The sequence below is a fragment of the Allomuricauda sp. MMSF_3307 genome (assembly GCF_030733585.1).
Lineage (GTDB): Bacteria > Bacteroidota > Bacteroidia > Flavobacteriales > Flavobacteriaceae > Flagellimonas.
On record NZ_JASHIQ010000002.1, the window covers coordinates 344,102 to 364,599 of the forward strand.

Consider the following 20,498-nt stretch of genomic DNA (forward strand, 5'->3'; position numbering starts at 1 on the left):
CAAATGTAAATGAATGAATGATGAAAATATTGAAATCTAAAATCTTGTTTTTTGTCCTAACTGCCTTGACGACCCATGTTTTTGGGCAAGTGGGGACAAATGGTGAGGACAGAAAAGAGGAAGGTAGACCCGTTCGGGAATACAATCTTGTACTGGAACAGAACAAATTGACCCTCGGTGGGGTCACTGCCGATGCAATGACCATTAATGGGAGTATTCCGGGACCGGTCTTGGAATTCAACGAGGGTGACTTCGCCCTGATCAACGTGACCAATAAGATGGATGTGGAAACCTCCGTACACTGGCATGGATTGATCTTGCCCAATTTTTATGACGGGGTTCCCTATTTGACCACACCGCCCATAGAACCTGGCACAACTTTCCAATATCGGATTCCGATCAACCAATCAGGTACCTATTGGTACCATTCCCACACCATGCTGCAAGAGCAAAAGGGGGTGTATGGCTCGATACTGATCCATCCCAAGGAAAAGACGTTGGACTACGATAAGGATTTGGTCGTGGTGCTCTCCGATTGGACGAACGAAAAGGCCATGAACGTGCTCCGAAACCTTAAACGGGGAAACGAGTGGTACCAGGTCAAAAAAGGGACCGCGGTGCCCTTGAGCAGGGTCATCAAGGAAGGTGCACTAGGTGCACAACTCAAATTTTGGCGAGATCGTATGGAAGGAGCGGATATTGCGGATATCTACTACCCCGCATTTTTGACCAATGGGAAAACATTGGCCGAATACCCTGATTTCAAACCAGGGGAAAAAGTGCGGCTCCGGTTCGTCAATGCCTCTGCCTCCACCTATTATTGGATGGATTTCGGTGGCGGTAACCCCATGGTGGTTTCCGGGGATGGTGTCGATGTGGAGCCTGTTTCCAAAAGTCGTTTTCTTTTTGGCATTGCCGAGACCTATGATGTCATCGTGACCGTTCCTGAAGGCACTTTGGAGGTAACGGCCACGGCACAGGACGGCTCCGGGCATACCTCGTTGCATTTAGGGCAGGGAACGCTTTTTCCCGCAACGACCATCGATAGGCCCGACAAAGTGGCGATGATGAAACAAATGGCCCAAATGGACATGAAAATGGGAGCTCCGGCAATGGCCGGCAACAAGAAGAAAAATACACCCGAATATTTGATGCAAAAGTATGGGATGCAGATGGACATGAAGGATGGCAGCATGGATATGGGTATGCACAATGGGATGTCGATGGATAAGACCGAAATGAGCGGTCAAAAGGATAAACCCATTGCGAAGATGGATGATAAAAGGCCTATGAATGCGAATGAAGATCATAGGCACATGGAGATGGATAAAAAGATGGGGGATATGGCAGGAATGGAAAAGGATTCAACGTCAATGAAATCCACCGGACATAAGGACAAGATGGAAAACCCTATGGTTCAGACTATGCCAATGATGCAGAAAGACACTTCAGCTTTTGATTACGATACCCGTAAAACGTATTTCAACTATGACTTCTTAAAAGCAAAGGAAAGTACTACCTATAATGCCGATCTGCCCGTCAATGACATTCTGTTGAACCTGACGGGAAATATGCAACGGTATATCTGGAGTATGAACGGTGTGCCACTTTCAGAAACCGATAAGATCAAGATCAAAGGTGGGGAAGTAACCCGGATCACCCTCAACAACCTGACCATGATGCACCATCCGATGCACCTCCATGGGCATTATTTCAGGGTCATCAATGAGAATGGTGAAAAGTCACCCTTGAAACATACGGTCAATGTGCCGCCCATGCAGAAAGTGGTCATCGAATTTTATAATGAAGAGTACGGGGATTGGTTTTTCCACTGTCATATCCTCTACCACATGATGGGGGGCATGGCCAGGGTTTTCAGTTATGATACCCCAAGGGATCTGAGGATGAAGGATTTTCCTGTTCAAAAGTTGGTAGATGAAACTGACCATTATTATGCTTGGGGTGCTGCCAGATTGGGTTCCAATTTTAATGAACTCTTCCTTGTTTCAAGTAATATCAGGAATGAATTTGGGGTACGGGCAGAATTTGACTACGACCAAAATGCCGAGGTGGAAGTCAATTATAACAGGTATCTCAATGACTGGGTACGGGTCTATGCAGGGGTAAACACGGAAACCTCCATCCCTGATTCCTATGACCGTTTCAATACAGTGGGACTGATAGGGGTCAAGTATTTTACCCCATACCGCTTTAATATGGATGTGAGTATGGACCACCAGCTGCGTCCAAGAATAAGGTTGGATAGGGAACTATTGCTTTTTCCCAGGATTTTCCTCGAGGGGGAATATGAATTTCGGGCCGATTTTGGATGGGTCAACGATTTGGGGAATTCATCCTATGAAAGTGAGACCCAATGGCTGGTAGGGGCCTCCTATATCCTTTCACGTAATTTTTCAATCCAGGCCAATTACAACAACCGATATGGTTGGGGCGGAGGCCTGCTAGCCCGTTTTTAAATGGCAGAATACAAAAAAAATAGCCTGAGTCTGACCAATACCATTGCTTTGGGAACCGGTGTGATGATCGGTGCGGGAATTTTTGCGCTCTTGGGTCAGGTTGCCGAACTCTCCGGCCAATGGTTTCCCTTTGCTTTTTTAATCGGGGCAGTCATCTCAGGTTTCAGTTCCTACACCTATGTCAAAATGTCCAATACCTACCCCTCTGCCGGGGGCATTGGCATGTACCTCAAAAAGGTTTACGGTAAAACGGCCTGGACCGCTACCGGTGCACTGCTGATGGCCCTTTCCATGGTCATCAATGAGAGTTTGGTGGCCCGGACGTTCGGGACCTACGTATTGGAGCTTTTTGATGTGGAGTCGAAAGGATTCTGGCCCCCGATCCTTGGGGTATTGTTGTTGATCACAGCCTTTATTGTCAATGTGATGGGAAACAAAGCTATCGGGGGATCGTCCTTGGTCATGGCCATACTAAAAATCGGCGGGATAGCGGTTTTTGCCATTGGTGGCCTTTGGGCAGCTGGATTTACCTTTGATCAGGTCGTTCCTTCCCAGTCCTTGACCGAGCATTCCCTGGTGGATTATTTGGGGGCATTGGCACTGTCGATATTGGCCTATAAGGGTTTTACCACCATTACCAATAGTGGGGATGAGATCGTCGATCCCAAACGTAACGTGGGACGGGCCATTGTCATTTCTTTGGTGATATGTACCCTGGTCTATCTCATGGTGGCATTTGCGGTCTCTTCCAATCTTTCCATCCAGGAAATCATTGCGGCCAAGGACTATTCGCTGGCCGAGGCATCCAGACCCGCTTTTGGAAAATATGGGGTCTGGTTCACCGTTGGTCTGGCGATCATATCCACCGTTTCCGGGGTCGTTGCCAGCATTTTTGCCGTTTCCCGGATGACCACCATGCTCACTGAAAAGGAATTGATACCACATCGACATTTTGGGATTCCCGGGGACATACAGAAACATATGTTGGTGTATACCGTGGTGATTGCCATAGGGCTCACCATGTTGTTCGATCTGAGCCGGATCGCTGCATTGGGGGCCATCTTTTATTTGATCATGGATATCGGGATCCATTGGGGGGTCCTAAACAATCTGCGAAAGGAAATCGGTGCAAATCCCATTATCCTCATTACGGCCCTTGTGCTGGATGTACTGGTGTTGGGCGCCTTTATTTGGTCAAAGGCCGGTAGTGATCTTTTGGTGGTCATTGTTGCCCTGGTATTGATGGTGCTTATTTTTTTCGGGGAACGATTGTTTTTGGGGAAAAAGCGTACGGTCGAGGAAGAATAAGGGTAGAGTGCCTGCGTGGGAGAAATGGAAAATTAGATGAAAAAATTAAAATAGCAACAATAATGGGGGATAATACAAATATGCCGACCCTGGGCAATCAAAATGAGGAATTAATCTTAAAATCAATTACAATGAAAAGAACAACAGTTACATTAAGTACAATTGCCATTGCGCTTTTGACCATTACCGTGATTTCCTGTAAGGACGGTAAGAAGGAAACAAATGACAAGGAAGGAGCCCATATGGAGATGGGAACGGAAGAGGGCCATCACCATGAGAGCACTGCAGGGGAAATGGACCACGGGACCATGGACCATGATATGGGTTCGTCCGATGCACAGGGCACATCCGTGATCGATAGCTACCTCCAACTGAAGAATGCCCTGGTGGCGGACAATAAGGATGAAGCGGCCAAATCGGGCCAAGCCTTGGCCAGTGCCTTGGGCAGCTTTGATATCAGCGGATACGATGAACAGCAACAGAAGGAGCTGTCCGATATCATTGAAGTGGCCAAGGAACATGGGGAGCATATCGCCAAAAGTGATATCGGTCACCAACGGGAACACTTTGAGGGACTGGGCAAGGATATGGTCGATTTTATTGCCATAACCGGGACTTCCAAAACCTTGTACCAACAATTCTGCCCCATGTACAACAACAACCAAGGAGGAACGTGGCTCAGCGCAAGTAGCGAAATCCAGAATCCATTTTTTGGAAGTAAGATGTTGACCTGTGGTAAGGTGCAAAAGGAAATCAATTAAATGAAAGTACTGAAAATCATAGTATTGGTAGTGCTGTTGGGATTTGTGGGCATCCAGTTTGTGCCCACAGATCCCAACTTGAGCGATGTGGTTCCCGATACGGACTTCATGTCGGTGAACCAGGTTGCCAAGGATATCGAACACGATTTGCGGGTATCTTGCTATGATTGCCACAGTAACAACACCCAATACCCGTGGTACAATAAGGTCCAACCCATCGCCTGGTTTTTGGAAGAACACATAAAAGAGGGAAAGGAAGAACTCAATTTCAATGAATGGGGCGACTATTCGGATCGAAGAAAAAGGAGCAAACTAAAGTCCATCGCAAGTCAGATCGAAGACGATAAGATGCCCCTATCTTCCTATACCCTGATCCATAAGGATGCAAAATTATCGGTGGAAGAGAAAGAACGGATATTGACCTTGGTAAATGATCTAATGGAAGAATTGGATAATTGAAAATGACATGGAAATTACCCTAAAACCGGGACAAACGATATTGCTATTGTTGTTGGTCATGTCCGGTTACTATGAATGAGGAAATAAAGTCCTGAAAGGGAGGGGAACACCCAAAGTTGATTGGTTGGTGAGTTAGTTAGTTAATCGTTCCCTTCCCTTGTCAGGCACTAATGGAAAAGAAGATGAAAGATTGTTGTCGTGACAATGGACCTGTCCAGCCGAAAAAGGCCATTTTAAAAAAATGGTTGGCCCATATCCTGTATGGGATCGTCATTTCGATTGCCCTGGGAGCCTTTATCATACAATAAATACTAACCTAAACAATGCTAAAACAAACCAATGAAACGTATTACTTTACAGATTTTTCTAATGGCCGTATTTCTCACAGGGACAAGCTTTGGCCAAACAAACCCTAACAAGGAAAACCTAGACCAGGACAGGGCCGCTGTGCTGAGGATTTTGGAAAGCTATAAAGAAGCACTGCAAAATTTGACCACGGAAGGTACCTTGGAGCTTTTTGCGGAAGATTCCGAAGTTTTTGAATCCGGGGGCGTGGAAGGCACCTATCAACATTATCTCGACCATCATATAGGTCCAGAACTTGGACATTTCAACAGTTTTAGGTTTTCGGATTATACCATTGAAGTGAAGGTGGAGCTACCCTTTGCCTTTACTACGGAAAGCTATGTCTATACCATTGGCCTAAAATCGGAAAATGGAGGTGAGGGCAAAACGATCAGCAGAAAAGGGGTTGCCACCGCCATCCTTAAAAAAACGGATGGGGAATGGAAAATTGTAAAGATGCATAACTCCTCACGAAACAACGGGAAGAACTAATGGTCGGAAGAAAAACATCGATGAAGGTCAGAAAGATACATAGATATCTTGGCCTATTTATTGGGATCCAGTTCCTAATGTGGACCATCAGTGGACTATATTTTAGTTGGACGGACATTGACGAGATCCATGGAGATCAATTCATCAAGGAGCATCCGGACCAGTCAGAATTTGGGAATTTAATTGCTCCCAATGGACACGGGAACGTTAAAATCAAATCTTTGGAAATGAGAAATATAGGGGGAAGTCCCTATTATTGGATCAATGGTGGGGTTTTGATGGATGCACAAACGGGGGAGATCAAAAAGGGTATCGATGAACAACAGGCCTTGGCCGTTGCTTCACAGTATATGTTGCCCGAACTTAAGGTCAAAAGTGTCGAAAGACTCACCCAAACAGGTGGGCAGCACGAGTATCGTGGACGTCCATTACCGGCCTATGTGATCACCTATGAAACGGATGAAAACCTAAAAGCGTATGTCTCAGAGACCGATGGGTCGTTTCAACGTGTAAGGTATCGGTCCTGGAGATGGTTCGATTTTTTGTGGATGACCCATACCATGGACTATGAGGGACGGGACGATTTTAACACCATGGTTTTACGGATTTTTTCCCTGATGGGATTGATTACCGTTTTGAGCGGATTCTTGTTGTGGTATGTCAGCTCACCAACGATCAGAAAATTATGGAAAAGGCGATAGTTCAAACACATTGACATACTTATTTGGCAAAGGACTCCTGTTAGGAGCAAATAGTTGACTATTGTGCCAGTTGAACCATTTTGGGAAAAATGAGCGAACTTAGGAGGCAAAGACGAAAGAAAAAAAGGGATCTGGCGAAAAAGAAACGGGATTCGGCCAAGAAAAGAAAGGAAAAAAGAATGAAAATCCTTGGCATATTGGCCTTGATATTGATCATTATATTGGCAGTGGTCGTCATTTTTTTGAAGGCCCTGTGGAAATTCACTGCATGATATGGAAGTTGGGTCCAGTAAATCGAAAGATGTGTTGTACATCAAAAACATGGTCTGTCCGAGATGCATCATGGCCGTCAAAGGTATTTTGGACGATGAGGGCATTCCCTATATGAATGTGTCGTTGGGTGAAATAACCCTCAATGGGAAAATCACGCCTGAAAAACGGGAAGGTCTCAACGAACGACTTGAGAAAATTGGATTTACGATCATCAACGATCGTAAAGGTCAGTTGATAGAACAGATCAAAAACCTAGTGATTGAGGCGATACACTACACCGGACCCATGGAAAAGGTCAAATGGCCCGAATACCTTTCCGATGGATTGCATCTTGACTATAAGTATCTTAGTTCGCTGTTTTCCGCGGTGGAAAGCATTACCTTGGAGCAATATATCATCAACCAAAAGATTGAAAAGATCAAAGAGTTTCTTGTTTATGACGAATTGGGCTTAAAGGAAATAGCGTTTCAATTGGACTATAGCAGCGTTGCCTATTTAAGCAACCAATTTAAAAAAGTTACTGGAATGACACCTACACAATTTAAGAAAAGTGCCATACAAAATAGAATATCGCTTGATGATATTTAACCTCTACCATTAAGGGCGCAATACCTTTCCAAGGAACCATCCTCCTAAACGCTATTTAAAAAACACCTTTCTTCGCAAATGGGTCAAGGTTTGTTTTTTTTCAAACAACGCCCTTATACAGAAAGTGTTACTTTTCCCATACGTGTTGGAACCAACATTGTTGATTCTAGGTGTAAAATTGTTAAAATAAAAAATGATCACAACATGAAAAGAAGATACCAAATAGAAGGAATGACTTGTGATGGCTGTAGGGGGCACGTTGAAGAAACTCTTTTCAATGTGGCCGGTGTAGCCGATGTAGCGGTCGATCTAAAAAACGCAGAAGCTACAGTGGAGTCGCAATTTGAGGTCCCCCTTGAAAAGCTACAAAAGGCATTGGAAAATAAGGGGGGTCAATATAAAATACAAGCGATGAACAAAGCCAATTGAACCGATATACGATAACTGGGACAGGTAAATTGTCAGGCCTACAATTGGAATGGAACAATACAATACTCGAAAGTCAAGGAATAATCACAATAACCAGATAAAATTTGCACAATGGAAGATAGTCAAAGGAAATCCAATAATTATTTAAAGTTTTTTGCGATGATTGGTACTTCAATGGTCGCCATGTTTTTTTTAATGTACACCCACTCATATCAAATCATTGATCACTTTTGGTATAGTGAGACTAGATTTTTCATGACTTTGATTATGGGGGGATCGATGATCATTATTATGCTGCTATATATGCTACAGATGTATAAAGACCGACGCAAGAACATGTCAATATTAGCCTTGGGTGTTTTGTTGATTGCAGGTGGGATATGGCTGGTCAGGAGTCAGGTCACCGTATCAGGAGTCGACTACATGGAAGGAATGATACCCCATCATTCCATTGCTATTTTGACCAGTGAACGTTCTCAAATAAAAGATGTCAGGGTACGGGAGCTTGCCAATGAAATTATCAAGGCACAACGCAGGGAGATAATGGAAATGCAGTGGTTGATAAACGACATTAAGGAAAATGGAATAGTGGAAACCGAAGCAGGAAAAGAAAAGCGGCCTATTCCTAAATTCGAGGGATCGCTTAGCGAAGAAACAAAGAATCTGGCCGAATGAGAGGCGATTATTTACTACCAATGTTCTTGTTTTGCCCCAAGTTCACTACAATGGTTTGTCCTATCGAATATATTCTAAACTGATCGGTGCAAATTCTCCAAAAAAGATTGACGTGGGCGAACCTGATCTCATAGATGTTGCCGAATTCTAAAAACCACTCACCAATTAAGGTTAAGTACTTGACGAAGAAAGGTAAAGGTTGATTTTTCGGAAAATTCTACAACTCTTTCAGTAAATAACGTAACAGTGCATTTTAGGTCTATTCTGAAATTTGTACCATACAAATCGGAGTAGAAAATGGATGCAATCGATATTATTGAGGACACCGAAAGGAAAGCGAAGATGGTGTCAAAAAAATCTTTCCCGGTCACTGGAATGACCTGTGCTGCCTGTGCATCCAGCGTGGAATCCATGCTGGGCCATACCGAAGGGGTCTACAATGCCAGTGTCAACTTTGCCAACAGTATGGTCCTTGTGGAGTATGACAGTGCTATGGACCTAAGCGATCTTCAAAATGCGGTACGTCAAATCGGTTATGATATAATTGTGGATGCCGAGGATCCTACCGAAGTACAGGAAGAGCTTTCGAAAAAGCATTATGTATCCATAAAAAAGCGAACCCTTTGGTCCGCTATTTTGACACTTCCCATTTTCCTTCTGGGGATGTTTTTTATGGATTGGGTCCTGGGTAGGTGGATTTCGTTGGTACTTGCCGTTCCTATCCTGTTCTGGTTTGGCCGAAGTTTTTTCATAAATGCCCTCAAACAGGCCAGATTCGGTAAGGCCAATATGGATACCTTGGTCGCACTCAGTACGGGCATTGCCTTTTTGTTCAGTGCATTCAATACCTTTTTTCCTGAATTTTGGCTCAGTAAAGGCATGGAACCCCATGTATATTATGAGGCGGCCACAGTGATCATCACCTTTATTTCATTGGGGAAATTATTGGAAGAAAAGGCGAAATCAAATACATCCTCCGCCATAAAGAAATTGATAGGGTTGCAGCCCAAGACCTTAAAGGTGATAGCAGATGGGGAGGAAAGGGAAATCCCTATTTCTTCGGTCAAGGTAGGTCAAACGATATTGGTCAGACCGGGAGAGAAAATCCCTGTGGATGGAACGGTGTCCAAAGGAAGTTCCTATGTTGATGAAAGTATGATCACAGGCGAACCCGTCCCTGTAGAAAAGACAAAGGATGAAAAAGTTTTTGCCGGTACCGTAAACCAAAAAGGAAGCTTTCAGTTTGTAGCTGACCGGGTGGGAGGGGAGACCCTTTTGTCCCAGATCATCAAGATGGTGCAGGAAGCACAGGGGAGCAAAGCGCCCGTACAAAAATTGGTGGACAGGATTGCCGGTATTTTTGTTCCCGTGGTAATGACGATTTCAGTGGTGACATTTATCACCTGGATGTTCCTGGGAGGTGAGGACGCTTTTACCCATGCACTGTTGACCGCAGTTGCCGTATTGGTAATAGCTTGTCCTTGTGCGCTGGGTTTGGCAACCCCCACAGCCATCATGGTGGGAATCGGCAAGGGGGCCGAACACAATATCCTCATCAAAGATGCGGAAAGTTTGGAGTTGGGTTACAAAGTGAATGCCATTGTCCTGGATAAAACGGGTACCATAACTGAAGGAAAGCCTGTGGTGACCGATATGGTCTTTGCGGACCATGTGACCGATCACAGGGCCCTGGAGCAAATTTTATATGCCATGGAAGGACAGTCCGAACATCCCTTGGCTGAAGCCGTGGTCTCCTTTTTAAAAAATAGAAAGGTAAATCCGGTCGAAATTTTGAACTTCAATAGTATTACAGGAAAAGGTGTTCGCGCTGAGGCATTGGATGGAACCCAATACCTTGTGGGCAATCATAAGTTGATGGTCGAAAAAGGAATCGCCATGGATGACAACCTGGGGCACATGGTCGAAGGGTTAGAGCAGGAGGCCAAAACGGTCATATACTTTGGCGGTGGAGGCAAGGTGAAGGCGATTTTGACCATTATGGATAGTATAAAGGAATCCTCAAAGGAAGCCATACGGGAAATGCAGGGGAATGGTATGGAAGTTTACATGATGACCGGTGATAACAAGATGACCGCCGAAGCCGTATCACAACAGGTGGGTATCAAAAGCTATGAAGCCGAAGTACTCCCATCAGAGAAAGCTGATTTTGTGAAAGGGCTTCAAGAAAGTGGAAAGGTGGTCGCCATGGTGGGCGATGGTATCAATGATTCGCAGGCACTTGCCCAAGCAGATGTCAGTATCGCGATGGGCAAAGGGTCCGACATTGCCATGGATGTCGCGAAAATGACCTTGATCACCTCTGATTTAAATGCCATTCCCAAAGCGTTGAAGCTCTCCCATAAGACCGTTATAGGTATAAGGCAAAATCTTTTTTGGGCCTTTATATACAATATCATTGGAATTCCTATAGCTGCAGGGCTGCTGTATCCGATCAATGGATTTTTGTTAGATCCGATGATAGCTGGTGCCGCTATGGCTTTTAGCAGTGTATCGGTCGTATTGAACAGTTTGAGGCTTAAAACGATTAAACTATAGTAATTTTCTAATTTAAAATCGATGAACATGAGTACATTACAATTCAAATCAAATATTAAGTGCAGTGGGTGTGCCAATACCGTAAAACCATTTTTGGATAAGGTGGATGGCGTGACCGATTGGTCTGTTGACTTTGCCTCCCAAGACAAATTGTTGACCGTACAGACTACAAGTGCTACGGAAGAGGAAATCACTTCTGCTGTTGAATCGGCTGGATATCATTTGACCAAGAAATAAAGGAATGTCCAGAAGAATATATTAAATGGTTCGAATAGGGTTGGGGGTTACCTTAATCCTATTCGGGTTGTATAAGTTTATTGGATTTTTCTACACAACTTCGGTATAGGCATGGTCATTGGTAGTATTGAAAACATCGTAAGATTCAGGTATCACTGCAATCAAAACCTCTAAACTTGATTGTGTCCATCATGTAAGGTGGACCAGTAATGGCTTGGCTGGAACACTGGTGGCAAAAATCTAAATCTTGTAATTTATACAGCTAGTTTAAAAATGACAATCAAAGTTCTTATTATATCTGCTTGTCGATAGGGCGAATAGATAATCATCTTGTTTGTGATGAGATTTTGAACTCACAAAAATTCCTTTGTCTATTTTGATTTAAAATTAAATAAAACAAGATGGTGTGGTTTGATTTTAAATATCGATATTTACGTTGTGAAAATCATTATTTCACACGAAGATGTCCTATGGGATGTCCTATTTTGGGAAAATCGACATAATATTCTGGATATTAATGGGTTAGCGCCTCTTCAAGAGGTCAGTCATCCCGACTTACCTTATTTAAGTAAAATCAAAACACTGTTAATCTTATGATTTTCAGTGTTTTTTGTTTGTAGCTCATCTATCTTAAATAGCCAAGTCCACATTTTAAGTGCGCGATTCCCATTACAGCACTAAAGCGGTGCTGCGGATAAACAATTAGGGATTCTTTTTTTTAAGCCTTCTATTTCAGGGGTTTTCTCTTTAATTTTCATATTAACTTTTCACTAACTCATATCACTCCCGAAAGTGGTATCTTTAAAAACATTCAATCTGTAAAATCCTTTCAATGTTATCCAAGAATTCGATTTTGGGTTTGTTATTGTTGTTCTTTCTCGCCCTGCCACTTTTTGGACAAAACTTATCCGTCACAAGTAAAATCAAGCCCGCTTTTCAGGAATACTTTGGCAATCCGCGCATATCTATTTTTCTACACATGAACAAAAGTACTTATGTACGTGGAGAGCATATCTGGTTTAAAGGATATATGTATAATCGTGTGAAGGCAGAGCCCTTTAAGGAAGCTGTAAATGTATATTTAGGTATTTATGATAAGGATGGTAATCAGAAGGAAAAACACTTGGTGTTGAGTAAGGAGGGGCGGTTGCAGGGACAAATAGCCATAGACTCCACTTTTGTGGATGGGCAATATTATATCAAAGCCTCCACCAGTTGGATGAAGGACCTTAAGGAGGATGATTCCTTTGTTCAGCAATTTATGGTGTTGAATAGCGAATTGGTCCTTGAAAATAATAACCCTTCAGAGGATTACGATATTCAATTTTTTCCGGAAAGCGGACACTGGGTCTCCAATGTACAAAGTGTTTTGGGTATCAAAATGATTGATGAAAATGGGAATGCCGGTGCCAATATGGTTGGTATCATAAGGAACCACATCGGAGAAGAAATAGTTCGTTTCAGGACCAATCGACTTGGTTTTGCAAAAGTGGTAATGACCCCTTCTGCAAGCGAACGGTATTGGGCCACCGTGTCAAACCCTAATGGTAAGGAATGGAGGGTTCCACTCCCAGCTATCGATTCGTTGGGGCTCGTGCTATCCACCAGAAATATATCGGAAGATAGGATTCTGGTTTTGGTCGGCACCAATGCCGAGACAAAAAGGGAAATAGGTTCAAAGCCGTACAGTATTCTTATCCATAGGGATGGATTGCTCAAAAGCTTGGATGTGGTTTTCAAGGAAAATCAACTTTATGCCTCCCATATCTTGGATAAGCGCGAGCTCCATTCGGGCATGAATATTCTTACCTTGATAGATAACCGTGGAGTACCCATTGCGGAACGACTGTTTTTCAATGATAAGCAAATAAAAACCCTATCGTTGGACGCCAATGTGCAAAAAGTGGACAAAGATTCCATGGAAGTGGCCCTCTCTGGGTTTGAAAAGCGTACAACCTCTTTCGCCAGTATTTCAGTACTTCCTGTGGGCACCAAAGCCTACAATTTCAATTCCAATATCCTAAGCTCATTTTTGCTTAAACCTTATGTGCGTGGTTATATCGAAGAGTCCGACCAGTATTTCACGGATTTTTCAAAACGTGCCATGGAAGATTTGGATATGTTGTTGTTAACTCAGGGCTGGTCCAAGTATGATTGGGACAACATCTTCAACGAACCCCCTCAAAAGAAAATACAATATAGGGCCGGAATTGATGTATTCGGCTCCATTAACTCCAAGGTCCCCAAGAGTACCGACCTTTTGGTTTATGCTGGTAACCAAAGTGAACCTACCGTTATCCCATTATCGGAACAATCCGAAGCCTTTAGTTTGGACAATTATTTTGTGGAACAGGGCGAAGAGCTGAGGCTTACCTTGCTCAACAAGCGTGGCGAGCTTACCATGCCCAATCTTTTTTTGAGGTTGGATACAGGACAATCCACGGATAGAATATATGAACTGGAACCTTTTAGGGGAATAGAAAATGACGTGTTGGTGGATGGTTTGGGAGAAGTTGAACTCCAAAACTTTGTTTTACCGGAACAAAATACGATTAGCCTTGAGGAAGTAGTTGTAAGCGAAAAGAGGGGCATCAAAAGAATCACCACACCCTTTGTGTCCGAAGGTAACCTAAAAGTTGTGACCGAGGAGACGGAGGGACTCTATCCTCGATTGCTGGATATTATACGTTCCAGTGGTTTCAATGTTTGGGAGGTTCCCAACGCGGGGTACGATAGGATACGCATTACCACAAAACGGGTCTTGTCCTTTTCTTTGGTACAACCATCCCCGATTCTATACATTGACGATGTCCGTTATCCTGATTTTGATATTTTGTTGGATTTCCCCACAACTAAGGTAAAAAGCTATTATATCGATCGTACCGGGGCCATGGAAGCCGGAGGGGCAGGGGGCGTCATTCGGGTCTATACCCGCAAGGAGGGCGACGTTGGTGCCGGGCACTCAGACAAATTCACGCCGGATGAAAGGTTTTTTACGCATAGGGTATCCAATGGGTTTATGCCCGCAAAGCAATACTACACCCCCAAGTACAACAACCTGTCCAGTGAGTCCTTCCGATATTTTGGAAGCATTGGTTGGTTTCCCAACCCCACCATCAATAAAAACGGGACGTGCATACTAAAAATACCTGACTATGGTTACGACGAAATAGTATTGTTCGTAGAGGGTATGGACGAGAATGGAAGGTTGACTTCTTCCATGGAACGGGTCAGGGTATCGTCCGCAGCCCAGTAGTTTAGTTTTCTTTTCATGTCCTCCTCAGCATGGGCCAATACAAACTCAGATGGCCTCAGGGCGAAAGTTGGAGATATTGTATTCCACCTATGCAGATGCTTAAATCATCCGAGGTATTTCGCAAGCGGTCAAATGCCGGTAAATAGTTATCACTGCGACATAATTTTACCATCCTCCAATTGAACAATGCGATCGGTCCTTTTCGCAAAATCCTCATCATGGGTCACCACCAAAAGGGACAATCCTTGTTCCTCCTTTAGTTTTTTGAAGATATTGAACACATTGTCCGAGTTATGACTGTCCAAATTTCCCGTGGGCTCATCTCCCATCAAAATAGTGGGGTCGTTGATCAAAGCCCTGGCGATGGCCACACGCTGTTTTTCCCCTCCCGATATCCTGGAGGCCCGTTGATGCGCCAAATGGCCAATGTGCAGCATTTCCAGTTTTTGTTGCGCATTGTGCTCAATTTCCCCAAGGGACTTTTCCCCAAGCTTTTTGGCGGGCAACATCACATTTTCCAAAACACTGAATTCCGACAATAAATAGTGGAACTGGAATACAAATCCAATGTTCTTGTTTCGTATGCGGGACAGTTCCTTATGCGATTTACCTGTAATCAGTTGATCGTTGAGGTATAATTGCCCCTCATAATCCGTATCCATGGTAGACAAGATATAGAGCAAGGTGGATTTTCCGGAGCCGGACTTCCCCATAATGGACGTAAACTCTCCCTTTTTCACTCCAAAGGAGATATCCTTCAGCACATGAAATTCCTTTGGCTTGCGAAAGTATTTGTTGATATGTTTGGTTTCTAAAACAAATTCCATAGCCCCCATATCAAGTTCCTCGAATAATTTTTACAGGGTCAATTTTTTTGGCCCTCAGGGAGGGCAGGTACCCTGCGATAAAAGTGGACAAAAGGGCAAAAACTATCCCGATGAGGTAATAAACGGGATCGTAATTTACCGGATAGGTGGTAATCGTCGGCAAAGCGTCAGTTTCAAAAGGGGTTTGATCGATAAGGCTTGAAAGTGAAAAGCCGATCAACAGACCCAAAGCACCTCCAACGATGCCTATGATGATGGCCTGACCCATAAAAATGAGCTGCACATCATTTCCCGAAAAGCCCGTGGCCTTGAGAATCGCAATATCCTTCATTTTCTCATAAATCAACATGTTCAGGATATTGTAGATGCCAAATCCGGCTACGATCAGTAAGGTGATGGAAACTGCATAGGTGATGAGGTTTCTAATATTTGAACCCGTCTCAAACTGTGCATTGGCTTCATTGATTCCCATGGCCTGCACGTCAAACTGATTTTCCAAGCGTTTGGCCATGGATTCTGCCTGGGCAATATCCACCAATCTAATGTTGATGTCCGTAACATAATTTTCTGCCTCCCCCAAAATACGTTGTACCGTTTTTAGATTGGCAAAACTTTGTACATTATCCACCTCCGCAATCCCACTTTGATAGATGCCTACAATTTTTAGCGGGAACACGGTGCCGGATACCGTACTGATCTGTACTCTGTCTCCGGTTGATAACGACATCTTTTCGGCCAAACCTGAGCCGAGGAGAACTCCGTTAGCGTTGTTTTTCAGGTCCTCCGGAGAGCCTTCCACGATGTTATCCCGTAGATTGGACAATCTTACTTCCTCCATAATATCAACCCCTACCAAGTTTCCTCCAAGTTCCATGGAACCTGACAGATAGAAAATTTGAGCCCGTAGCTGCGGGGTTGCTCCATCTACATTGGGTTGCTTTTTGAGATAACTGAGAATGGGGAGGGCATTATGGATTTTAGTTTGGCTCAGTTTGGGTTTAATGGAGTGAACTACGTTGAATCCGTTTTGGAACGCCTCGGTCATAGTGATGGGTTGATCATCGGAGGGGCGGATTTCATTATACAAATGGATATGTGGTGTTTGATTGAGTACCAGATTATCCAGCATGGTGTTGAGCCCCGTCATAAAACTTACCAAAGTAATATAGGCACCTATTCCAAAAGTGACTCCAAGGGTGGCGGTTATGGTGGATTTCATCTTGGTAATAAGATGGGTTTTGGCAATGCCCAATATGACGCTCCAATTGATCATGGTTCGGGTGGATATAGTGCCGTATGTTCATCGATGCCGTCAAGGATTTCAACCATGGACATATTTTCCAGTCCTGTGGTTACCTGTGTTTCTCCCTCATCCGTCAACACCGTGCTACCATTGATCAGAAATGCTTTTGGAATCACCAATGCCTCCTTGGTTTCAGAAATGACAATATTGCCCTCTCCCGAAAGCCCCGGATATAATGTCTTAGGAGGGGTGTTGAATATGGCTTCCACTGTAAAGGTCTGTGAGCGCTCATCTTTTCGGGGATAGATTTTGTGCACTGTACCTTCAAATACGGTATCGCCATAGGAATCCAAGGTAATATAGACTTTTTGTCCCCTGCGCAGTTTGATGATGTCGACCTCATCCACCAACAGTTCCACAACAAACCTATTGGTCATGCCCAACGTTGCCACGGGTTCTACGGTATTGACAATTTCCCCAAGATTTTTGTACAGTGCATATACCGTTCCGTTAATCTTGCTTGTAATGGTAAAATCGTTGGTGTTGGTAAGCGAGGATCTGTAATTGTTTTCCGCTTGCCTTAACTGTGTTTCAAGTTCATTTTTGGTTCGTTCAAATTTCTTTTTTAGGGCATCGAGTCGGTTTCGGGCAAGTTCGTAGGCCAGCTTTTTATTGTCAAACTCAACTTTAGATCCTATGCTTTGGTCCCAAAGCTTTTTTTGTCGGTAAAAGTTGATGGAATCATTACCCAATTGCAACACTGCTGCTTCGATTTCATCTTTAATGCTGTTCAATACCGCCGAGGTGCCCGTATAATTCTTTTGAGCGAGTTCAAGGGCCAGTCGCGCATTTTCCTTGTTCATTTCCGGGGAAGTATTGCTGATCTGAAGCAGCAAATCCCCTTTGGAAACGGTGTCGCCTTCTTCCACCCAAATATGTTCAAGAATTCCGATGGCCACCGAATAGGCATGGTACAGACTGTCCGGCTGAACGGTCGCCGAAGCATATACAGATTCCGTCATGGGTAGTTTTTGCGGGTACGTCTTTTCCTTTGGCCCCGAACAAGCCAATAGGAGGTAGGCACCAATCACCGAAAACACAAGGTACTTCATGGTAACTAAGATGGTATATTCCTCAAAGTACCAACAAAATACCGAGTTGGGATATGAGCAAAATCAGCAAAGTCTTAGAAATTCCCTAAAACAGGGTCAAAACATGATCTACCAATTCTCATCGTATACATCTGTTAGAATTTCTGCCAACTTATCCTCAAAAACTGGTTTTACCACGTAGCCTGTAACTTGTTCAAATTCCTTGGCACGTTCCATATCGTGCGGGTCATTGGAAGAGGTGACCATATAAATGTTCACTTCTTTTTCCGACAATTTGGGCACCAATTTTTTGAACTCGGACAAAAAGCCCCACCCATCCAAATAGGGCATATTGATGTCCAGCAAAATAACTCCGGGTAGCGGGTTGTTCTCCTGTGTGCACGTTTGGATGAATTCGATGGCCTGTTCCCCATCATTAAAGGATTTTACGGAAATATCATCGGACATATTGGCCAAGATTTTCTTGGTCACGTAGATATAGACTTCGTCATCATCCACTAAAAGGATACTGGGGTTTCTCATTTCTTCTTATTAGGAATTGTTGAATTTAATTTTGAATGTGGTACCAACGCCGACCTCACTGTCTACAGTAATGGAAGCGTTCATGGCCTCCAATTGGGATTTTACTATAAAAAGCCCCATTCCCTTACCGGAAACATCCCGATGGAACCGCTTATACAATTTAAAAAGGTTGTCGCCATGTCGCTCAAGGTCAATGCCAAGACCGTTATCTTTCACATAAAGAACTTTCTTGCCGTCTTCCCAAGCGGTTTCAAAAATGATATGGGATTTTACATCGGGCCGTCGGAATTTGAGGGCGTTGGATAAGAGGTTGTGCAAAATGCTCCTCATATAAAATCTATTGCATTTTAAGGCATGCCATTCATCAAAATGATATTCGATGGTAAAGTTTTGTTCTTCCTCATCGAGAAGTCGTTCCACAAAATCCTTTTCTACGTCCTTCAACTTTAAAAGGAGGTTGACGTTCTCCAGCTCCAGCTTCCTTTGGTTCAAAATGGACACATAGGTTTGCACATCATCCGTCAGGGTCTGAATGTTGGACGAAATGGTTTCCAGTTTTGGGAACAGTTCCTCAAACGTTTTCTGGTCAGGGGATTTGCTCAAGAGGTCTACAATAATGTTCATACTGCTCACAGGAGCCTTCAGATTATGCGCCACTACGTAGTTAAAATCTTCTAGTTGCTTATTGCGAACCCTAAGTTGCTCATTGGAGCGCTCCACCAGCTTGTTGGATTCATGAAGTTTGGCCTCACTGGCCAAAAGTTCTTTGTTTTTTCTTTTGAGCTGGGCAACAAAGTTTCGTTTTTCCTTTTGGGTGTGGGCATAGCCAAAACCAATTAAGCCGATGACACCCAATGTGAGTACGTTAAAAAGAATCAAGTTTTTACGGATGGTATCCAATCTGCTCCTTATGTAGGTGGGCGGAATTTCTTGGACAATGGCCCAATCGTTATCGGAAACAATTTCCGCCATGCCCGCATAGCGGTTCATGCCCACATCCCTTTCATATCCTGTTCGCACATTTTGATAGGTCCAGAGACTCCCGTTTTCCATAAAAAAGGTATCCTTCTTAAAAATGAGGTTTTTTAGCTCCAATCTTTTTTGGATGGAGGAGTCCTTTGGGGTCATCTTATTTTGATGCGCAAGGGTATTAAAGTCAAGATTGGAGGTAATGATACGGCCATCGGTGTCCAGCAAGAAAAAGTTATCTTCAGTAATTCGTGATTTCATAAAACTGAAAATGTTGTCCATGTTAAAATTGACCACGGCCAATCCTACCTGCACATCGTTGCCATCAAAAATTTGGGTCACCCCTCGCAACACCGGTCTGTGGGGAACCTCAATCACACCATTTTCCTTATTCAGTTCAATGGGGCTCACATAGACTTGGCCTCTCTCAAGGTCCAGCCCTCTTTTAAAATAGTCCCTATCGATTTTGTTTTGCGGTTCTTTAGGGGCCATGCTGTCTCGGGCTATTCTTTCAAACCGTAACACCTCCTCCCCATGCAAGTCGATAAACCGCAATTGGTCATAAATGGGGTAACCCTGCATAATTCGGATATAGTTGTTGATGAAGGTAGCATCAAGGGGGTTAGTTTTTGAAAAGGCCTCAGGGAAGTTGATATCCGACCAAAAGGAGGTTATACTGATCAAATTGATGCTTTGATCGATCAAGTGGTAGCTTTTATTGAGAATGTTACGCTGCTGTATGGTTCCCATACTTTGTATGAGACTTTGCTTTTGTACATAACCCCAATACAAAGAGAAGATGAGAAGTGGAATGTAGAGGGCAATGGCTGTTTTTAGTATATTTCTCCACATAAAGTGCTATTTTGAATGATGTCCATCAAAGTCGGTACACGGGCATCCTTGTAAACCTTTTAATTACTTTTTTGTAGGAGAACTATAGATGAAGTTATGAATATTTTTCATAAAAAATAAATCCTATCGATTAGATGTGTTAAAATGTTGGAAATTGTAATCTGATTATGGGGATGAGGTTGCAATTATGTTAAAATCTAGGTTTTCTCTAATGATTTATGGAGCGTGGGCATAGACGAATCACTTATAGGTTTTGATAAAAAGAATAGACTGCTTATCACCAAAAGTGCTATCTATTTTGATACTATTATCCATTAAAAAATAGATAGGTCTCTAATGCACCATTCCTGCATTAGGGGATAATATCCCCAAAGATGCTTATATTGAACTTTCGAATCTTTTTTTGATCCCCTTCG

The 20,498-nt window shown here is 43.4% G+C and carries 17 protein-coding genes; 12 read left to right on the forward strand and 5 right to left on the reverse strand.

Translation table 11 applies throughout. The features are described from left to right. The first annotated feature begins 20 nt into the window (after window positions 1-20). From RBB12_RS05960 to RBB12_RS06015, 12 genes are all read left to right on the forward strand, one after another. On the forward strand, window positions 21-2,477 hold the full coding sequence (locus RBB12_RS05960; RefSeq protein WP_036385870.1) for a multicopper oxidase domain-containing protein: 2,457 nt from the start codon (window positions 21-23) through the stop codon (window positions 2,475-2,477). After that, window positions 2,478-3,785, forward strand: a complete 1,308-nt coding sequence (locus RBB12_RS05965) for an APC family permease (protein WP_036385867.1) — start codon at window positions 2,478-2,480, stop codon at window positions 3,783-3,785. A gap of 131 nt (window positions 3,786-3,916) precedes the next feature. Continuing rightward, window positions 3,917-4,546 (forward strand): DUF3347 domain-containing protein, encoded by a 630-nt coding sequence (locus RBB12_RS05970; protein WP_207037063.1) that lies wholly within the window; start codon window positions 3,917-3,919, stop codon window positions 4,544-4,546. Continuing rightward, entirely contained in the window at window positions 4,547-5,005 is a 459-nt protein-coding gene (locus RBB12_RS05975; protein WP_036385864.1) for a heme-binding domain-containing protein, read from the forward strand. It begins immediately after the preceding gene. Between the two features lie 339 nt (window positions 5,006-5,344). After that, window positions 5,345-5,842, forward strand: a complete 498-nt coding sequence (locus RBB12_RS05980) for a YybH family protein (RefSeq protein WP_136565995.1) — start codon at window positions 5,345-5,347, stop codon at window positions 5,840-5,842. Beyond that, window positions 5,842-6,543: a PepSY domain-containing protein gene (locus RBB12_RS05985; RefSeq protein ID WP_067035945.1), complete on the forward strand. Its 702-nt coding sequence runs from the start codon at window positions 5,842-5,844 to the stop codon at window positions 6,541-6,543. The genes RBB12_RS05980 and RBB12_RS05985 overlap by 1 nt, the downstream gene beginning before the upstream one ends. A 321-nt stretch (window positions 6,544-6,864) precedes the next feature. Next, a complete protein-coding gene (locus RBB12_RS05990; RefSeq protein WP_081894514.1) occupies window positions 6,865-7,404 on the forward strand; it encodes a helix-turn-helix domain-containing protein in 540 nt (179 codons plus the stop codon). 204 nt (window positions 7,405-7,608) lie between these two features. Then, a complete protein-coding gene (locus tag RBB12_RS05995; RefSeq protein WP_288978077.1) occupies window positions 7,609-7,833 on the forward strand; it encodes a heavy-metal-associated domain-containing protein in 225 nt (74 codons plus the stop codon). Between the two features lie 111 nt (window positions 7,834-7,944). Continuing rightward, entirely contained in the window at window positions 7,945-8,508 is a 564-nt protein-coding gene (locus RBB12_RS06000) for a DUF305 domain-containing protein (protein WP_036383513.1), read from the forward strand. Window positions 8,509-8,805: 297 nt separating this feature from the next. Then, complete coding sequence (locus tag RBB12_RS06005; protein ID WP_306013263.1) at window positions 8,806-11,064, forward strand: cation-translocating P-type ATPase; 2,259 nt, start codon at window positions 8,806-8,808, stop codon at window positions 11,062-11,064. 27 nt (window positions 11,065-11,091) lie between these two features. Further along, window positions 11,092-11,301, forward strand: a complete 210-nt coding sequence (locus RBB12_RS06010; RefSeq protein WP_051947607.1) for a heavy-metal-associated domain-containing protein — start codon at window positions 11,092-11,094, stop codon at window positions 11,299-11,301. A 979-nt stretch (window positions 11,302-12,280) separates the two neighbouring features. Further along, window positions 12,281-14,557, forward strand: a complete 2,277-nt coding sequence (locus tag RBB12_RS06015) for a hypothetical protein (RefSeq protein ID WP_306013262.1) — start codon at window positions 12,281-12,283, stop codon at window positions 14,555-14,557. Window positions 14,558-14,706: 149 nt separating this feature from the next. Here the strand turns inward: RBB12_RS06015 and RBB12_RS06020 are convergent, their stop codons facing one another. The 5 genes from RBB12_RS06020 to RBB12_RS06040 all read right to left on the reverse strand — a co-directional run bounded on the left by RBB12_RS06020 (window position 14,707) and on the right by RBB12_RS06040 (window position 20,082). Next, on the reverse strand, window positions 14,707-15,384 hold the full coding sequence (locus RBB12_RS06020) for an ABC transporter ATP-binding protein (protein ID WP_306013261.1): 678 nt from the start codon (window positions 15,382-15,384) through the stop codon (window positions 14,707-14,709). A gap of 10 nt (window positions 15,385-15,394) precedes the next feature. Beyond that, complete coding sequence (locus RBB12_RS06025) at window positions 15,395-16,657, reverse strand: FtsX-like permease family protein (RefSeq protein ID WP_306013260.1); 1,263 nt, start codon at window positions 16,655-16,657, stop codon at window positions 15,395-15,397. Then, window positions 16,654-17,739: an efflux RND transporter periplasmic adaptor subunit gene (locus RBB12_RS06030; RefSeq protein ID WP_306013259.1), complete on the reverse strand. Its 1,086-nt coding sequence runs from the start codon at window positions 17,737-17,739 to the stop codon at window positions 16,654-16,656. Before RBB12_RS06030 ends, RBB12_RS06025 begins: the two co-directional genes overlap by 4 nt. Window positions 17,740-17,847: 108 nt before the next feature. After that, window positions 17,848-18,261 (reverse strand): response regulator, encoded by a 414-nt coding sequence (locus tag RBB12_RS06035; RefSeq protein ID WP_306013258.1) that lies wholly within the window; start codon window positions 18,259-18,261, stop codon window positions 17,848-17,850. Window positions 18,262-18,270: 9 nt separating this feature from the next. Next, window positions 18,271-20,082, reverse strand: coding sequence for a sensor histidine kinase (locus tag RBB12_RS06040; RefSeq protein ID WP_306013257.1), 1,812 nt, complete (start codon window positions 20,080-20,082; stop codon window positions 18,271-18,273). Between the last annotated feature and the right edge of the window lie 416 nt (window positions 20,083-20,498).